Source organism: Azospirillum sp. Sh1 (genome assembly GCF_008365135.1).
Classification (GTDB): Bacteria; Pseudomonadota; Alphaproteobacteria; order Azospirillales; family Azospirillaceae; genus Azospirillum; species Azospirillum oryzae.
This window is the reverse complement of record NZ_VTTK01000001.1, coordinates 185,609-202,535: the sequence shown is the minus strand read 5'-3', so window position 1 is coordinate 202,535 and position 16,927 is coordinate 185,609. Positions and strand designations below refer to the sequence as shown.

Sequence of the window (16,927 nt, the reverse complement as noted above, 5' to 3'; positions counted from 1 at the left end):
ATCGCTGACATGCAGCTTCCTGCCATAATCGTCTACCCGGACGGCACCCGGTCGGTGTTCCATTCCCCCGCCAGCTTTCCCTACACGGCCGTCATCGCGCCCCACGCCCAAACCGTAACGACGACGGAGCAAGAGCCTTATGAAGATCCCGATACCGGTGCCATTGTCTGGCGGTCGGTCGAGGTCGAAACGGTCGCGGTGGTCGGTGCGGGAGATGTGCAGACCATCCTCCACCCGCCGGAGGCATGGGTGCTGTGGACGCCGGAGGATTGGGCCGCTACATGCCCGGGACTGACCGTGCGCCCCGTGATTGATCCCGGGCCGCAGATCATTTATGGCAAGCGCGCCGTCCGTCTCCCCGCCGATCTGTGGGACATCGGTGACGAGGTGGCGACGGTCACCTATGCCATGGAAGGTCTGACCGCCGAAGAGAGGGCCGCGCAGATGGCGGGCGCCCGCGTCGGTCGGGTCGCGGCGATCAACGAAGAACGCGACCGTCGGCTGGCCGCTGGCGCACCATACGGGGGCAAGCGGATCGACGTGAGCGACCGCGGCCGCGCCGACCTGGGCGGCATGGCGATCGCTGCCATGCTGGCAACGGCTGGGACCGTGCCATGGACCGGGGGCTATTCGGCCGGCTGGATCACGATGGACAACACGCGCTTTCCCCTGCCGACCCCGGCGGATGGGCTGGCGCTGTCGGCGGCGGTCGGCGACTGGTACGGCCGCACCATGCAATACGCCCGCGACATGAAAGACGCCGTGTTGTCGGCGGCCGACCCGGCCGCCATCCCGATCGCCGACGGCTGGCCCGACTGACCGCCGCGACAACGCTCCAACCTCTGACCGATCCGGCCGCCCGTGAGCGGCCTTTTTCATGACGAAAAGAAGGAGCGGCCCTCGCACACAGGGCCGCTCCAAGGGATAGACAGCATATCCCTTGAACTCGTTCTCACGCCCGCCGCCGGACATCACCCCAGCGTGTCACTGATGGGTGATCCCTCCTTGTGCCGCCGGGCGAACCCGCCACGGCCCCAACTATTCCGCCGAAAGGATCTGAACCATGGTGACGCAGACCACTGCGGCAATCCCGCGCGACCCCACCGAAGCCATCATCGACACCATCCTGCGTCGGGAGGGCTGGCCCCGCTACACCGACCGGCCCAGCGACCGCGGCGGCCCGACGAAGGGCGGCATCACCCTGGAGACGCTGGCCAGCTGGCGGAAGCGCCCGGTCACGGCGGCCGACGTCGCAGCCCTGGACGAGGCCGAGGTGCGGGCGATCTACCGCGCCCGCTACATTGAGGAGCCGGGCTTCGCCGGCATCACCGACGATGCGCTCCGCGCCCTGGTTATCGACTCGGGCGTGAACCATGGCCCGGCCCGCGCCGGGGCGTGGCTGCAGGATGCGGTCAACGATCTGGCTGGCCGGCCGCTCCTGAAGGTCGACGGCGCCGTCGGGCTGAAGACGCTGACCGCGGTGAACGGCAGCGACGCGGGCGGGCTGTGGCGCTCGGTCTTCGCTCAGCGGATGCGCTTCTATGGCCAGATCATCACTGGCGACGCCCGCAAGCGCGGCAGGACCGAGGATGACGCCCTGAATGCCGCCGGGTGGCTCAACCGGCTGGCCGAGTTCATGGAAGTGTGAGCGCCGGGGAGGACGCCACCCCCTCCGTATTCCGTACCCGCTGCCAGGGCGGGATCGGCGAGCCGGTTGCGGTATTTGCCCGGTCGTCCGGCGGTCTCCGTCTGCGACGTGAACGTGCTGAGCAGATGCTCCCCCGCCACTAAACGGCCGAACCGCTTCGCAGGTCACCAGCCTATCACGACATCCCGCCCGCGCCATCCCGGCAGCGGGCTTTTTTATGCCCAACAGGAGGCACCCATGGCTGTAGCCATCCCCCTCATCACCGCCCTGACGCCCGTCATTGCCGACCTGATCGACAAAATCCCGGACCCCGACGCCAAGGCGAAGGCCACCGCCGCGGCGAATGCGCAGTTGGTGGCCATGCTCCAGGCCGGCGACACGGCGCAGCTCGGCGTCAATGCAGCAGAGGCCGCCAACCCCAACCTGTTCGTCTCCGGCTGGCGGCCGGCGGCCGGCTGGGTATGCGTTCTCGGCTTGCTCGTCCAGACCGTCGGTTATCCGCTGATGGGGTGGGCACTGTCGATGTGGTCGCCTGGCACGCCCATGCCGCAGATCGACACCAGCACGCTGATGGGGCTGTTGGTGCCGATGCTGGGCTTGGGAGCCTACCGGAGCTACGAGAAGGCGAAGGGGGTGGCGCGGTGATGCGGCGACTGATCGAGACAATGCCCCTGAACGATAGCCCGCACGGACCGGTGCTGCGCTCAGCCAGGGACGCCCTGTGCGCGGCCGGGCTGGCGGCCGGCGTCACGCTGGTGCTGGTCGAGGAATGGGAGGCGCTGGCGGAGCTGAACGACCGGCACCGTGGCGACTGGTTTCCGCTCTTGCCCCGGCCGGCGGCGGCGCAGTCCTTCTGGGTAGCCGAGGTCAACGCCGACGGCGAGTTCGTCGCCACCCATGGCGTGGTGCTGCTCGACTGCTCGGCTGCCAGCTTCGGCGCGCGGGTCGGGGACCTGACGGCGTTCCATGATCCTGGTGCTGCTCCATCGGAAGAGTTCGGGTTCTGCGCCTCGCCGGCGGCGCACAAGACGTGCGGAGCGGTGGCCTGGATCGTCGCCGGCTGGAACCGGCCGGACTGGCGCGGACGGGGGCTGTTCCACCTGCTGGGCGCCGTGGCGCGTCTGGTGGCGCTGGACCGCTGGTCGCCACGCTGGGTGGTCGGGCTGGTCGATCCGGAGACGGTGCCGGTTTGGGTGCGGCGTTGCGCCGGGCGGGCGCTGCTGGAGCCCATGCCCGCGGTGCTCTACCAGCAGGCCGGCGTCGGGCGGCTGCCGCTCCACTTCATGCGCTGGAGCCGGCCAGCGGTGCTGCTCGACCTGCAGGACGCGGCGCAGGCTTGGTCAATGCAGGGTCTGGACGTCGACGGCGGACAGAACGGCACGGCGGCCCCGATCCTCCCACCCATAGAGCGCGTGGGTGTAGACGAAGGGCCGGCCGACACCCGAGACGGTCACCCGGTTGAAGACGGCCTCGCCGGCGCCGATGCTCTCGGCATACTGCGCCCCGATGCTGTGGGCGAACTCGACATGCGGATCCGCTTCGTCGGGCTGGTTGATGACGGCCCGGCCCCAGGCGCGCCCCAACACCGACAGGGTCGGCACCCCCAGATGCCGGAAGCACAGCGGCTCGGCCGGCCCGGTGCTGGACAGGAAGGTGCAGCGGTCCATCAGGCCGGCACGCTTCAGGAAGGCCGGGAGGGACGGGGTCAGCACGCGCTGGCGCCGGCACTCCGCCACGATGGTGCGCTGCCAATCCTTCGCCTCGGCGAGCGTCAGCCGGACGATGGCGGTCTCCGGCCGGATGGTGGGGCGCTGGGCGCCCCGGTCCTGGGTGGGAAAGGCGAGGATGGTCATGCGGCGCGCTCCAGCTTCAGGGCCTCCACCGCGGCGGCGTAGGCCGCTTGGAACTGCGCCGGGGTGATGCCGGCGGCGCTGGCGCCGGCGTCGACCATGCGGCCGGTCGGCTCCAGCGGCAAGGCCAGCGTGGCGGGCGCCTCGGCCTCGAAGGCGGCGATCGTGTCGGCGAAGGCGTCGGGTTCCTGGCGCTGGTCGTTGGCGGCCGTCGGCAACGCCTCCAGCATTTTGATTGTCCGCCACAGGATCCGAGCCTGGAAGTCGGTGAGGTCTTCCTCGTTCGGTTCGCTTCCGCTGAGAATGGCCCTCTCCCCCTCGAGCGTGCAGCAGGTTCGCAGGAACAGGTAGCGCAGCAGGATCGCAGCGCCGCAAGGGGTTTCAGGAGAGAGGGTCACAAGGTAATCCGCCGCGGCTTCCATCGCCTCTTCGTATGGCTGGCGCTCCTCTTCCGATGCGCTGTCCGAGAGTGCACTTTCGGCCCTCATCGCCTCCAGCAGTGAACTGTAGGCGCTCGACAAATCCACGTCGCCAACCGGGTCTTTCAGAATCTCTCCACCCACTGCGGTGCCGTCCTGCTCGCCTGCGACATCGGCCAGCTGACCCTGCAGCCATTCGCGGTAATGCCGGGTCATTCCATGCTCGCGAGCAAAGTCCAGCATGGCGTCGTGCAGGTGCGATGAAACGGGCAAGAAGCGCATGAACGACAAGAAGCACTTGCGGCTTTCCAGATTCAGCGCACGGAAGAGGCTGAGCGCCTTCTCCTGCTGTCCATGTACGTGATCAGGCGCCCGAGCATCCTCTTCCGCCTCTTCCGCACTCGCGGCGCTGTTGCGCGCGCACGCCGCCTGCATAGCCCGGGAAACCTCCTCGGGGAGCTGGTAGGTTTCGGCCCGGCGCTCAGCCTCCTCCGCCAGCTTCACATGCCGCTGCATCAGCTGCCGCAGCCCAGCCACCATTGCCCGAAACGGTTCCCGGATATCGACGGCCAGTTGCTCGGCGCCGTCCTCGATCAGGAACAGCAGGCGCGGCCATGGGCGCGAGCTGCTCTCGTCGATATTCGGCAGAAGCTCATCATCAAGCAGATCGTTCGATCTCTTGAGAAAATAGCCCAGCTTTACAATGGCGCCACTAAGATGCTGCACCGGCTCCAGTTCCAGCCGGTCTTCGATTTCGTCGAGAGCCGCTTCCGCGGCTTCGTGCTCCTCTTCGGACAGCCCTTCATCAAGGTAACGAGCGCGCGCAACGACCCACCGTACATAGAGGCTGGCGAGGGTGTCCTGTGGCGCCTCTTCTACAGCTTCAGGAACTGAAAGGTGGGGTCCGGTCAGCAGCGACCGCAGCCGCTTCACATCATCCTCCAGCATGATGATCTCGGCTTCGAGATATTCCATCTGGCGAATACCAAGCGAAGGGCATGCAAACCTCTCCACCTTCGCGAAGAGATCGCCGACGGTCTGCGCGGGGGTGGACATGATGGCCTTTTCGATTCGGCTCCACTCCTCGCAATCGGCGTCTCTGGCAGCCTCTCGCCGTTCGAGTTCCGCCTTGTCCTCTACGCCGTCGTCCTCACCCCTCGGGCTGCTATTCGCACGCTCCACCATCTCCCGCACCCGGTCAGCAGCCTCCCGGAAGGTCATGCCGATGCTGTGGATGATGCTGGTCTCGTCCGGAGACGCGCTTCGAGCCGTTTCCACGACTTGGTGCAGGAAGGCCGCAACTCGGCGCACGGCGGGAATGTCGCGCTGGGGAATGTGGGTGGCATCGTCCGGAAAGATGCGGTCCAGGATCGACGCAGCGTCCAAGATGGTGCTGGGCACGGCGGCGATGACAGCGTTTTCCAACGCGCTCCACTGGGCGGCAAAGGCGTCGGCCTGTTCGTCGGTCAGCGGGCCGGAACCATCGTGCTCGGCCAGCAGATCGGCGGTCTTCCGGCTGGCCTCGGCGATCGTCATTCCCAGGTGGGGGAGGGAGGTGCTTCCCAGCAGCATCGCTCGCAGGTCCTGGACTTCGCGCTCGGCGGTGCGTTCGTGCGCCGTGACGGTGTGGCGGGTAACCCAGACGATGGGCGTAGCTGAGGCGTTCGCGCCCTTGGGCGCGTTGGTGATGGTCGTCATGGTGGGGAACTCCTGTCGGTGCTTTACGCCCAGCGGGTGATGCGGACATACGGCGCGCCGGCCGAGTCCATGACATAGCGATGGCCGTTCGCGATCTCCGCTCGAAGCACATCGGCGGGGTCGTATTCATCGTTATGCAACACCAGGCTGCCATCGACCTTCAGTTCGGCAATGAGGCCATGGATTTCGGTGGCGGAACGCGGTTCGGGCGCGTTGGTCGGGTTCATAATGATGGGGAACTCCAGGGGAGGGCCTTGCCCTGGACTCCGGGCGAGAGGCCATCGTTCCAAGGGATCAGCGAACCGACAGGTCGGTGCCGAACCAGCGGCCGGACAGGCGCGCGGTGGTGCCGTCCTCGGTGGCGCTGGCGATGGCCTGGGTGAAGCGGGCGGACAGCTGGTCGCCCTTCCGGACGGCGACAGCCACGCCGCCGCCCAACACACCGCCGCTGAAGGCGGGGCCGGCCGGGATCAGGTCTCCGCCGGCGGCGCGCAGGGCCTCCACCGATGTCCGGGCCGTCAGCATCGCGTCGACGCGGCCGGCGGCGAGGTCCAGGGCCGCGGCGTCCACCGTCTCGTAGAAGCGCAACCGGGCGCGGGGAAACAGCGTCTCCAGCATGTGGGCGTGGATGGTCGATGCCTGCACGGCGATCACCTTCCCGTCCAGGGCGCGGGCGGCGCTGCTGGCGATGCGCTGGCCGGCCGGGATGGACAGGTCCGCGCGCTCCACATCGGGCATAGCGTCGACCAGTTCGGAGCCCGGCCGCACAGCGAACACGGCGGGATCGGCGGCATAGGCGGCGCTGAAGTCGACCACGGTGGCGCGCTCAGCGGTGGCGGTGACGCCCGCCATCACGGCATCATATCGGCCCTGCTGCAGGCCGGGCAGGATGCCGGTCCAGTCCTGGGCCACGATGGCGCAGCGGACCCGCATCCGGTTGCACAGGTCCTGCGCGAGATCGACTTCGAAGCCCACCAGCTTGCCGTCGGCGGTGATGGCGTTCCACGGGGCGAAGGCGCCCTCGGTGGCGATGCGCAGCACCGGGGGCGGCTCCGGCTGCTGGTTGGCGAAGGAGGCGGCGCCGGCGGCGATGGTGATGGCGACAGCCGCGGCGGCGGCGAACATGGCAAGGCGGCTCATGCGGGATCCTCCAGGCATGGCGGGGGCGTTCGCGCCGGATGGCGCGCTGTGGACGCAGCGGTGAGAGGTTCGGATCACGGAGCTATCAGTTGGAGCGGAGCAGAGAGGCTTTCCGGCGTTCTTCCTGTTAAGCGTTGCGCTGTCTCGCTCGATAGGTACAATGTATCGACGGAAGGGGTAGCCCGTCAATACAAAATTGCTATCCGTCGATACAGGGTAACGCTTGATGATTACCGGGGATCAAATTCGCATGGCCCGTGCGGCAGTTCAGTGGGGTGTCCGCGAATTGGCGAAGGAGGCAGGCGTCACGCCGAACACCGTCAGCAGGATTGAGAGTGGTTGCGACGCCCTGGCTGGCACGCTGAGTAAGCTTCAAACCGCGCTGGAAGCGGCGGGCGTAGAGTTCATTCCAGCCGGTTCTTACCGGGGGGAGGGCGGTCCAGGCGTGCGCCTTCGCAAACCGGCGCCAACCGGCGGCGGAGCCTCCTTAGAATGAGCATGGTGGAGAACGAACGGACCAAACTCACTTTCGGTCCAATCTGCGCCCTGTCGTCACAGTTTATTCTCGATATCGACTTCCGGCTATAGCCTCTTCATAATCTCGGTTGCGCAGAGTCGATCCGGCTCGCGCCATGGGATGGGGGCGGGGATGCGGCGTGCCTGGATGATTGGATTAGGTCTAACGGCAGTGGCGCTGAGCGCTTGCCAATCGCCGCGTGGCGCAGCGAACCCGGCATTCTATTCAGGAGCAGCCGCTTCCAATGTCGGCGGGACCGCAACATGCCGTTCTGGCCTAACAGGAATCATTTATACGGTCCACGGTGCCAACTGCTCCAACGGCGATACGCCGGTACCGCAGGGGGCTGTTGACTCTCCGATTGCGACCACGTCGGCAACAACTTCGCCGTTGGCGAAACCAACTGTCGCTCAGCCTCAGCGCGGCTTGTCTTGTGAAGAGGCGGCGGCTCTGGGGCCGGCAAAGGCGATGAAGGTCGACGACCTATTGACAGCCCTGCGACCGCTCGCTCGGAAGAAGGGTGAGTTCGAAACGACGGCCGAGTATGAGGGGAAATTCACGCCTGCCCTGGAGAAGATCTCCGCAAAGGCGAGAGCAACAACCGACCAGGACCGCGTGATCCTCGCCTTCCCGATCCGGCCCAGCAGCATGTCGTACGATGCAGACAAGGGGCAGATCACGATCGGTTCAACCGTCTCCCGATACATAGGGCTGTTGCCTTCGAAGTGGGCGCTCGGGGCGGAGGGGTATATCCCGACTTCCTCGAAGCGCGTCGGTTCCTCAACCTATGTCGGTTCCAACGCGTTTGGTGTGAAGAAGAACGTGATCAAGGTTGCCACAATGGACACGGGCGTCTTCGTTCCCGGCAAGGCCCTGAGCGGCTGGCCGTCTGAATTTTCAGCGATAACGAGGGCCATGGCCCCGCGAGAGGCAATGGTTGCCAAGAACAGCATGTACGTGATGATGGCCGGTCGCCTTCAGCCGCCATTCGTTGTTACCGGGGAGGCTTATCAGGGGGCGACCATCAGCCTCCCAATCGAATCGGCCACGAAGGTCGAGGCCCTGAAATTTACCCCGGAGTGCGCCATCGTCTACGACGCCGGCTCCAGGCAGGTGATGGGCTCCGTACCATTCAAACGCTGATACTCGCGGCGGATAACCTTCCCATGGCCAATCTCCCCGCCCGCGCGGCCACCCTGGATCTGCTGGTCGAGAGCTTGGATGGGGTCGACGCGCTTGCGGTGGTGCTGGCGCGTGTGACTAATGGGCTGGCGGAGAGGTGAGATGATGAACCAAGAAGAAAGTGATCACCTTTACAAATCTCTTCTGATTTTGGGGTCTATTGCGGAAGCCCACATAAATAAGATCGACAGTCTAAATTTGGCTGTTCAGTTCTTGCTTTCAACCGTCGTGCCGAACTTATCAACTGATACAGGGGCGCTGGCGTTTATTGAGCGCCTACAAAAGCTTCTTGATGATGACGCCGAGCAAGTAAGGAAGTCCTACGAAATGGTTGAATTCGTTATGGAAGGCGCCAGAAAGCATCGGGGGGACTGATGGCGAGCGCACAAGAACGATTTGAGGCACGCCTTGCGGAGGCGGAGCGACGCCGGAAGGAACGCGGTCGTGACGGCGTCCCCCTTGACGGTGGCGGGGGTGGGGGCCATCCTCCCGATATGGAACAGCGCGTCGCAAAGCTCGAAACGAATGCCAGCGAGATCAAGGCAACACTGGGCCGCCTTGAGCCCATCCTGACGCGCATTGATACCAGTACTCGAAAGCTAGAGGCAGATGTCGGTGAGCTGAAAGGCCGCGTCGCTCAAATGCCCACCGCATGGCAGTTGTTGGTCGGTATCATAGGCATCATGGGCGCCACCTTCGGCCTGCTGAAGATGGCTCTGCCGCACTGACGCCCGCACTACTACGACAGCCCGCCAGAACCCGCTGGCGGGCTTTTTCGTGCCTACTTTTTCTCTAGCCGGAGCCTTTCCACCAGAGACAGGTTCGTTCCCCTGTGCGAGCGGGCGCCTCTCGGCGAGGGTTCGCGAACCAGTTTGATCGGCTTGGTCGAATCGATATACCGGGCGCTCTCCAGCACGTAGTAGCACCGCCCCTGTTTCTCCGGCGCCGGATAGATGCGGCAATCCCGGGCCCAACGTCGCAGGGTGGCCAGCGAAGGCGGGTTGTTTCCGTATACCTTCTCGGCCCATTCGGTGAGGGTCAGCAGTTTGTCCATGCTCGCATCGTTGTGAGGTCTACCGTTGCAACATGTGGGGCGGCGAGCGATCTGAATCGTCTGGTCGGAAGCGGTACAGGGACCAATTGGATACCGCCGGCCTCATCCATCTCGGCAATGCGGCCCGGCAACATCGGCCCGGCACAACCCACCGATCGGCAGCAATTTCCCACGGGAACAGGGTGCGAACAATCGGTCGACCCGTGTTGCGTCCGTGTTGCATGGAGTTTTCGGGAATGGTCGGAAAACGGCGGATTTGCTGGGTTTCGCCATGAAGCGCCATGCAACACGGCCATAGGGGGATTTCTCCCTCTATGGCCTTGTTCTAACAGCGTTTTCCGCCGTTCAGTTCGCGAAACGTCCTCAGAACGGCATGATGATGTCGTACAGCTGCTGCCCGTAGCGCGGCTGCTGGACGTCGGTGATCTGGCCGCGGCCGCCGTAGGAGATGCGGGCCTCGGCGATCTTCTCGTAGCTGATGGTGTTCTGCGCGGTGATGTCCTCGGGGCGGATCACGCCGTGGATTTGCAGGTCGCGCAGTTCGTAATTCACGCGGACTTCCTGGTGCCCCTGGATGACCAGGTTGCCGTTGGGCAGGGTCTGGGTCACCAGCGCCGCCACCTTCAGCTCGATCTTCTCGTTGCGGTCGACCGAGCCCTTGCCGTCGTTCGAGGTGTCGCTCGACAGGTCCACGAGGCTGGCGGCCGAGGCGCCGGCCGGCAGGACGCGGCTCAGCGTGGCGCCTTCCAGGCCGAACAGGTTCGGCATGCCGGCCTTTTCGGTGTTGGCGCGCGAACGCTTGCTCTCGTTCGACAGCTTGGCCTGGTCGGCGATGGAGATGTTGATGGTCAGAATGTCGCCGACCTTGGCCGCGCGCTGGTCCTTGAAGAAGGCCTTCGCGCCGGTCCGCCACAGCGAGTTCGGATTGCGCTCCGTCGGCAGCGGGGTCGGCATCGGCAGGCTGACCGGCTGGTAGCCGGTGCGGGCCTGCGGGTCCTGGATGCTGCTCATCTCCGGGGCCTTGCCGATGTCGGCGATGCGCGAAGCGGCGCCGCAGGCGGTCAGCGAGGTGGCGGCGGCGGCGATCATCGCGAAGCGGATCAGGCGGGTGGTCTGGGTGGCGGACATTGGAGCTTTCTCCTTACTGCGCGATGATGCCGGGCTTTGCCACGGCGACGACGTTGGGGCCTGCGACCGTCGCTTCGACGATGCGGTTGGATTGGGTGTTCACGACGCGGATGACCTCGCCCTTGCCGCCGTCCTGCAGGGCCTTGCCCTGGGTGGTCAGCGTCATGGCGGGGGTGGTCAGGGTGATGGTGACCATCGAGCCCTTGTCGACCATGCGCGGCGATTGCAGGTCGCGCAGGCGGACCGGCTGGTTGGTCGACACGCCGCGCTTCGGCGTCATGCCGATCAGCTGCGCGTCGGTGGCGGCGGTGTCGCTGGTGGTCTGGTCGGCACGCACGTCCTGCCAGTCGATGTCGCCCGGACCGATGATGTCGCCGGGGATGATCCGGCGCGACAGCACCGGGATCTGCACCACGCCGAAGGCGCGGCCCGACACCGGCAGGCGGACCTGGGTGCCGGTCACCACGATCTCGGCGGCGAAGCGGCCCTGGACCGGGCTGTAATAGAGGTTCTCCACCGCCAGCCCGCCGGCGCCCTGCGGCGCGCGCAGTTCCACCGCGCGGCTGTCCAGCTCCATCTGCAGCCGGCCGGCGGTGATGACCCGCGACAGCGCGTCGGACAGAACAGCCTCGACATGCGGCATGCCATAGACCACGTCGGGCGCCGGACCGGAGCCCGCCACGGTCGCCGCCGACACCGACGCCGCGGCTGCCGGCGCCATGCCGACGCCCATGACCGGAACGGTCATCAGGGCGGCGCCGAGGATCAGGGCGGGCAGGCGGCGGGTGGCGAGGTGGCGGATCATGGCGGTGGTTCCCGATGTGAAGGCTGAAGCGAAGCGCCGGCAGCGTTGCGTCACGCGGCGTTACTTCATCTGGCTGGCCTGCTGCATCATCTCGTCGGTGGTCTTGATGACCTTGGAGTTCATCTCGTAGGCGCGCTGGGCGGTGATCAGGGTGGTGATCTCCTGCACCACGTTGACGTTCGAGGTCTCCAGCGCGCCCTGGGTGACACGGCCGAAGCCGGGGGCGCCGGGGTTGCCGGTCACCGACTGGCCCGACGCGCCCGATTCCATGAACAGGTTGTCGCCGGTGGCTTCCAGGCCGGCGGCGTTGGCGAAGGTGGCGAGCTGGATCTGGCCGACATTCTGGGTGGCGGTCTGGCCGTCCAGCTTCACCAGCACCTCGCCCGACGAATTGATCGACACGTCGACGGCGTTGGTCGGAATGGTGATGTTCGGCTGGATCGGATAGCCGTCGGCGGTGACGATCATGCCTTCCGGCGACAGCTTGAAGTTGCCGGCGCGGGTATAGGCGGTGTCGCCGCTGGGCAGCGTCACCTGGAAGTAGCCCGAGCCGTTGATCGCCACGTCCAGCTTGTTGTCGGTGATGTTCAGGTTGCCCTGTTCCAGCACGCGGGCCACCGCGGCGACGCGCACGCCGGCACCCACCTGCACGCCGGTCGGCACCACGGTGCCGGCATCCGACGAGGTCGAGCCGATACGGCGGAAATTCTGGTACAGCAGGTCCTGGAACTCGGCCCGCTGCTTCTTGTAGCCGGTGGTGGTCGAGTTGGCGATGTTGTTGGAGATCGTCTCGACGTTGAGCTGCTGGGCGATCATGCCGGTGGCGCCGATGGCGAGGCTGCGCATTGTGGTCTTCTCCTCTCGTCGTCGGTCTGGTTCAGGCCGTCCGGCCCAGACGCTGGATCATCGTGCGGATACGTTCGTGCTCGTTTTCGATCATCCGCTGGGCGGACATGTACTGACGCTGGATTTCGATCATCTGCGTCATCTCGACCACGGGCTTCACGTTCGAACCTTCTAGCAAACCCTGTGCCACTTTCGTCTCGACCGGGGCCGGCTCCGGCTGCTCGTCGCTGACGTACAGGCCGTTGCCGACCTCGGTCATCAGCTGCTCGTTCTTGAAGGTGACGATGTTCAGCTTGCCGACCGGGCCCAGTTCGGTGGCGACCGTGCCGTCACCGCTGACCTTCACGTCGCCGGTGCCGGCCGGGATGGTGATGGGCTGGCCATTGTTGGCAAGGACCGGCAGGCCGCCTGCATCCACCAGCTGGCGCTGGTCGTTCAGGCGGAAATTGCCGGCTCGGGTGTAGCGGGGGCCGCTGGCGGTATCGACGGTGAAGTAACCCTGGCCGGTCAGCGCCAGATCCAGCGGGTTGCCGGTCTGGGTCATGGCGCCGTTGGCGAGGTCGCGCACCACCGCGCGGTCCTGGACGAAGCTGACCTTCTCGTGCAGGCCGGGCTTTTCCAGGAATTCGGTGAACATCATCCGCTGGTTCTTGTAGCCGGTCGTGTTCATGTTCGCGATGTTGTTCGACGTCACGTCCAGCTGGCGTTGCAGCGCCATCTGGCGCGACAGGGCGACGTAGATCGAATTTTCCATCTTGCGGCCTCTTCACCTTGCGAACGGATCGGGCGACAGCGTCCGACCGGCGAAAAGGGTATTGCAGGCGGCGTGCCAACTTCGGCAAGCGCTGGGAATCCGGGGAGTCCGGGCAAGGCGGTGGCATTCCCGCCGAATGGGGCAGGCGATGCCGGGCAGAATCTGCCGGGGTAGGGGCGCTCCTTGCCGGGTTGGACCGGGCAAGACTCTCCCGTTCCCGCCGCATGGTCGGTGCGGCGGGGCGATGGACCACGGCCCCGCCGGTCCCAGGGGGATTGCGGGCGGTCGCGGCCGGACTCCGGACGCGGAGTGCCAAGCAGCCCCAATCAAGAACCGTGCCGAAAAGGTGACAGAAGGGGGAAACCTGCCCGTCCGGGGCGGTCCATTCCCCACTCGAAAGGAGTTATTAACTATCCCAAAAGTAGCTTTGACCGTGTCAGGCGGCGCATGCCTGAGCCGTTGCGTACCTCGAACGATCCCAGGATGTCATGGCTGCCGAAACCGACGCCGGTGAACTGACCGACGGCCTGCCCCGGAAGAAATTCAGCGGCAAGAAGCTGGTCCTGTTCGTCGTTCTTCCCCTGGTCCTGCTGATCGGCGCCGGTGCCGGCGTCTATTTCTCCGGCCTGCTCGACAGCTTTCTGGGGAAGGAGAAGCCGGCGGAGGAGGGCGAACACGCCGCCGCCGAGGGTGAGCACGGGGCGGAGCCCGGCAAGGCCGATCCGCATGCGGCACCGATCTTCTACGATCTGCCGGACATGTTGGTGAACCTGAACACCGGCAACAAGCGTCCGGCCTTCCTCAAGATCAAGATCTCCATCCAGCTGTCGAAGCCGGAGGATGTCGGCGCGGTGGAGCATGTGCTGCCGCGCATCATCGACAATTTCCAGGTCTACCTGCGCGAATTGCGGCTGGAGGACCTGCGCGGGTCGGCCGGCATGTACCGGCTGCGCCAGGAACTGTTGCTGCGCATCACCGCCGCCGCTTTTCCGGTGAAGGTGAAGGACGTGCTGTTCAAGGAAATGCTGGTCCAGTGAGGGCCCGGGCAGCTGGGGATAAGGGCCGATGAGCGACACCGGTGAACTGAGCGAAGAGGAACGCCTTGCCGCCGAATGGGCGGCATTGGCCGAGGACAGCGGCGACGTCGGCGACATGGGCGGCGGCGGATCGACGCGCGTTCTGAACCAGGACGAGATCGACAGCCTGCTGGGCTTCGACCAGGGCGGTGCCGGCGACGGCGACAACTCCGGCATCATGGCGCTGGTCAACTCGGCGCTGGTCAACTACGAACGCCTGCCCATGCTGGAGGTGGTCTTCGACCGCCTCGTCCGCATGATGTCGACGTCTCTGCGCAACTTCACCTCCGACAACGTCGAGGTCAGCCTCGACCAGATTTCCTCGGTCCGCTTCGGCGATTACCTGAACTCCATCCCGCTGCCGGCGATGCTGTCGGTCTTCAAGGCGGAGGAGTGGGACAATTACGGCCTGATGGTCGTCGATTCCGCCCTGATCTATTCCATCGTCGACGTGCTTCTCGGCGGTCGGCGCGGCACGGCGGCGATGCGCATCGAAGGCCGTCCCTACACCACCATCGAACGCAACCTCGTGGAACGCATGGTCCATGTGGTGCTGTCCGACCTGTCCGCCGCCTTCGACCCGCTGTCGCCCGTCACCTTCCGCTTCGACCGGCTGGAGACCAACCCGCGCTTCGCCACCATCGCGCGGCCGGCCAACGCGGCGGTGCTGGTCAAGCTGCGCATCGACATGGAGGATCGCGGCGGCCGGCTGGAGCTGATGATCCCCTATGCGACGCTGGAGCCGGTGCGTGAACTGCTGCTCCAGATGTTCATGGGCGAGAAGTTCGGCCGTGACTCGATCTGGGAAACCCACCTGGCCTCGGAACTGATGGTGACGGACGTCGATCTGTCGGCCGTGCTGGACGAGGTGACGATGACCCTGCACGACGTGCTGAACTGGCGCGTCGGCACCCGCATCCTGCTGAACGCTACCCCCGACGGCGCCATCGAGCTGCGCTGCGGCGACGTGTCGATGTTCCAGGGGCGGATGGGGCGCAAGGGCGGGCACATCGCCGTCCGCCTGGAAAAGGAACTGCCCAAGCAGGAGGTCATGAGGCTATGAGTCCGCTGGTCTCCATCATCATCGACGTCGTGATGGTCGGCCTGCTGGCCGCGACCATCGCCTATGCGATCATCCTGAACCGGCAGATCATCGCGCTGCGCGAGAGCCGCGGCGAGATGGCCGAACTGATCCAGGGCCTGAACGACGCGATGGCGCGGGCGGAGACCGGTGTGCGCACGCTGAAGAAGGCGGCCAGCGACACCGGCGAGGATCTTCAGCGCACCGTCAACAAGGCGCAGACCCTGCGGGACGAGCTGGAATTCATGATCGAGGCCGCCGACGCGCTGGCCAACCGGCTGGGCAACGTCGGCGACCGCGATGGCGGCCGTGATGCTGGCCGGCGCGACAGCGGGCGTGATGGTGGCCGCTCCACCGCGGTGGCTCCGGCACTGGCGTCGCGCGCTCCCGCCAAGGCGCCGCTGGTGGCGCCGCGCCCGGCCCTGCGCAGCCTGCCGGTCGAGGACGACCACGACCATGACGACCACGCCCCGCCGCCGGCGCGGCTGGACGCGCCGCCGCGCCGCGCCGTCGCCCGCGCCGAACCACCGGCCGAGGCGCGCGACCCCATCACCCGGGATGGCGAGAGCCTGTCCAGGGCTGAACGTGAACTGCTGCAGGCGATCGAGAACGCCGGCAAGGGGCTTGGATGACCATGCGCACCAATGACGGCAAGCCCGCGTCGGCGGGCGGCGAACCCAAGGTCGTGATCCGCCCGGCCGGAGCCGCCCCGACCGGCGTCCGCACGTCGCCCACGCTCGCCGCCCAGCAGGCGCAATTGCCGGCGGTGCGTCCCGCAACCGGCAAGGTCCCGGCCAAGGCTTCGGCGAAGAAGGGCAAGGCGAAGGCCAAGGCGCGCAAGCCGGCGACACCCCGCGTTCCGCTGACCGAGCGGCTGCGCGCCCGCGCGCGCAATTTCCGCTTCCGCCTGCTGCCGCTGACCATCTTCGTGGCGGTGATGATGCTGGGGGTGCGCGTCGGCGACCTGTGGCGCCTCGCCACCCACGACGCCCGCCTGCCGGACTTCCCGGTCACGCTCGCCCAGGGGCCGCAAAGCTCGACTCCGGCGACGCCGCCCACTCAGATGCCACCGGGTCAGCCGCCGTCCGCCACGACGAAGCCGTCCGGCAAGGACGCGCCGCCGGCGCCCGGCGGGGCGAGCGGCCCGGCGAATGCTCCGGCCGCCAACGCACCGCTGGCGCCGCTCGGCCCCATCGACAACCAGGAACTTCTGCAGCATTTCGCCGAGCGCCGCGCCGAGATCGAGCGCCGCACCAAGGAGATGGAACAGCGCGAAGCCCTGCTGGCCGCCGCCGAAAAGCGGATCGAGCAGAAGGTGGTGGAGATGGAGAAGACCAAGGCCGACATCCAAAAGCTGATGGCCCAGGGTGACGAGAAGCAGTCGGCCCAGCTGGAAAGCCTGGTGAAGATCTACGAGACAATGAAGCCGAAGGAAGCCGCCCGCATCTTCGAGGAACTCGACATGCCGGTGCTGCTGGGCGTTATCCAGAAGATGAAGGAACAGAAGACCGCCCCGATCCTGGCCGCCATGGACCCAGTGAAGGCCAAGGAGGTCACCTCGGCCCTGGTCGAACGCCGCGTGCCGCTGTCGGCGACGGTCACGGCGCCGAAGTAGGGGGAGTGGTTACTTAGCGGGAGAAGTCTCGCTGTGGTGCCCCCTCCCTAACCTCCCCCGCTTCGCGGGAGAGGGGACTGCCGCCGCATTGCAAATCTACCCTCTCCCGCTGAA

At 66.3% G+C, this 16,927-nt stretch carries 20 protein-coding genes; 12 read left to right on the top strand and 8 right to left on the bottom strand.

Annotation, left to right across the window (positions count from 1 at the left end; genetic code table 11):
* Window positions 1-9: 9 nt before the first annotated feature.
* The 4 genes from FZ029_RS00900 (at window position 10) to FZ029_RS00885 (ending at window position 3,543) form a co-directional block, all read left to right on the top strand.
* A complete protein-coding gene (locus FZ029_RS00900) occupies window positions 10-819 on the top strand; it encodes a DUF4376 domain-containing protein (RefSeq protein ID WP_149267651.1) in 810 nt (269 codons plus the stop codon).
* Window positions 820-1,063: 244 nt separating this feature from the next.
* On the top strand, window positions 1,064-1,648 hold the full coding sequence (locus FZ029_RS00895) for an N-acetylmuramidase (RefSeq protein ID WP_149267650.1): 585 nt from the start codon (window positions 1,064-1,066) through the stop codon (window positions 1,646-1,648).
* Window positions 1,649-1,885: 237 nt separating this feature from the next.
* On the top strand, window positions 1,886-2,293 hold the full coding sequence (locus FZ029_RS00890) for a 3TM-type holin (RefSeq protein ID WP_149267649.1): 408 nt from the start codon (window positions 1,886-1,888) through the stop codon (window positions 2,291-2,293).
* A 20-nt stretch (window positions 2,294-2,313) separates the two neighbouring features.
* Entirely contained in the window at window positions 2,314-3,543 is a 1,230-nt protein-coding gene (locus FZ029_RS00885) for a hypothetical protein (RefSeq protein WP_149267648.1), read from the top strand.
* On the opposite strand, the gene FZ029_RS00880 is transcribed toward FZ029_RS00885, so the two are convergent.
* The 3 genes from FZ029_RS00880 to FZ029_RS00870 all read right to left on the bottom strand — a co-directional run bounded on the left by FZ029_RS00880 (window position 3,498) and on the right by FZ029_RS00870 (window position 6,755).
* Window positions 3,498-5,615: a hypothetical protein gene (locus FZ029_RS00880; RefSeq protein ID WP_149267647.1), complete on the bottom strand. Its 2,118-nt coding sequence runs from the start codon at window positions 5,613-5,615 to the stop codon at window positions 3,498-3,500. The genes FZ029_RS00885 and FZ029_RS00880 overlap by 46 nt on opposite strands.
* Before the next feature lie 23 nt (window positions 5,616-5,638).
* A complete protein-coding gene (locus tag FZ029_RS00875) occupies window positions 5,639-5,842 on the bottom strand; it encodes a hypothetical protein (RefSeq protein WP_149267646.1) in 204 nt (67 codons plus the stop codon).
* A 67-nt stretch (window positions 5,843-5,909) separates the two neighbouring features.
* Window positions 5,910-6,755 (bottom strand): transporter substrate-binding domain-containing protein, encoded by an 846-nt coding sequence (locus FZ029_RS00870; RefSeq protein WP_149267645.1) that lies wholly within the window; start codon window positions 6,753-6,755, stop codon window positions 5,910-5,912.
* Window positions 6,756-6,981: 226 nt separating this feature from the next.
* Here FZ029_RS00870 and FZ029_RS00865 point away from each other — a divergent pair, with 226 nt between their 5' ends.
* From FZ029_RS00865 to FZ029_RS00850, 4 genes are all read left to right on the top strand, one after another.
* The gene (locus tag FZ029_RS00865; protein ID WP_282184124.1) at window positions 6,982-7,251 is read left to right on the top strand and encodes a helix-turn-helix transcriptional regulator; all 270 of its coding nucleotides are present in this window, start codon (window positions 6,982-6,984) and stop codon (window positions 7,249-7,251) included.
* Window positions 7,252-7,740: 489 nt separating this feature from the next.
* Entirely contained in the window at window positions 7,741-8,415 is a 675-nt protein-coding gene (locus FZ029_RS00860) for a hypothetical protein (RefSeq protein ID WP_149267643.1), read from the top strand.
* A 141-nt stretch (window positions 8,416-8,556) separates the two neighbouring features.
* Window positions 8,557-8,829, top strand: a complete 273-nt coding sequence (locus tag FZ029_RS00855; RefSeq protein ID WP_149267642.1) for a hypothetical protein — start codon at window positions 8,557-8,559, stop codon at window positions 8,827-8,829.
* Window positions 8,829-9,182 carry a hypothetical protein gene (locus FZ029_RS00850; protein WP_188051788.1) on the top strand — a complete coding sequence of 118 codons (354 nt, stop codon included), beginning with the start codon at window positions 8,829-8,831 and terminating at the stop codon, window positions 9,180-9,182. The genes FZ029_RS00855 and FZ029_RS00850 overlap by 1 nt, the downstream gene beginning before the upstream one ends.
* 53 nt (window positions 9,183-9,235) lie before the next feature.
* Here FZ029_RS00850 and FZ029_RS00845 read toward each other — a convergent pair whose 3' ends face one another.
* The 5 genes from FZ029_RS00845 to flgF form a co-directional block, all read right to left on the bottom strand.
* Window positions 9,236-9,508: an excisionase gene (locus tag FZ029_RS00845; protein ID WP_149267640.1), complete on the bottom strand. Its 273-nt coding sequence runs from the start codon at window positions 9,506-9,508 to the stop codon at window positions 9,236-9,238.
* Between the two features lie 363 nt (window positions 9,509-9,871).
* A complete protein-coding gene (gene flgH, locus FZ029_RS00840; protein ID WP_149267639.1) occupies window positions 9,872-10,636 on the bottom strand; it encodes a flagellar basal body L-ring protein FlgH in 765 nt (254 codons plus the stop codon).
* A gap of 13 nt (window positions 10,637-10,649) precedes the next feature.
* Window positions 10,650-11,441, bottom strand: a complete 792-nt coding sequence (flgA, locus tag FZ029_RS00835; protein ID WP_149267638.1) for a flagellar basal body P-ring formation chaperone FlgA — start codon at window positions 11,439-11,441, stop codon at window positions 10,650-10,652.
* 60 nt (window positions 11,442-11,501) lie between these two features.
* Window positions 11,502-12,287, bottom strand: a complete 786-nt coding sequence (flgG, locus tag FZ029_RS00830) for a flagellar basal-body rod protein FlgG (RefSeq protein WP_149267637.1) — start codon at window positions 12,285-12,287, stop codon at window positions 11,502-11,504.
* 31 nt (window positions 12,288-12,318) lie between these two features.
* On the bottom strand, window positions 12,319-13,041 hold the full coding sequence (gene flgF, locus FZ029_RS00825; protein WP_149267636.1) for a flagellar basal-body rod protein FlgF: 723 nt from the start codon (window positions 13,039-13,041) through the stop codon (window positions 12,319-12,321).
* Between the two features lie 488 nt (window positions 13,042-13,529).
* Here flgF and FZ029_RS00820 point away from each other — a divergent pair, with 488 nt between their 5' ends.
* The 4 genes from FZ029_RS00820 to FZ029_RS00805 are packed head-to-tail and all read left to right on the top strand — an operon-like array spanning window position 13,530 to window position 16,813.
* On the top strand, window positions 13,530-14,078 hold the full coding sequence (locus FZ029_RS00820; protein WP_149198403.1) for a flagellar basal body-associated FliL family protein: 549 nt from the start codon (window positions 13,530-13,532) through the stop codon (window positions 14,076-14,078).
* Between the two features lie 28 nt (window positions 14,079-14,106).
* On the top strand, window positions 14,107-15,180 hold the full coding sequence (gene fliM / locus FZ029_RS00815) for a flagellar motor switch protein FliM (protein WP_085089732.1): 1,074 nt from the start codon (window positions 14,107-14,109) through the stop codon (window positions 15,178-15,180).
* Window positions 15,177-15,830, top strand: a complete 654-nt coding sequence (locus FZ029_RS00810; protein ID WP_149198404.1) for a DUF6468 domain-containing protein — start codon at window positions 15,177-15,179, stop codon at window positions 15,828-15,830. Before fliM ends, FZ029_RS00810 begins: the two co-directional genes overlap by 4 nt.
* The gene (locus tag FZ029_RS00805; RefSeq protein WP_149267635.1) at window positions 15,827-16,813 is read left to right on the top strand and encodes a hypothetical protein; all 987 of its coding nucleotides are present in this window, start codon (window positions 15,827-15,829) and stop codon (window positions 16,811-16,813) included. Before FZ029_RS00810 ends, FZ029_RS00805 begins: the two co-directional genes overlap by 4 nt.
* Window positions 16,814-16,927 lie beyond the last annotated feature (114 nt).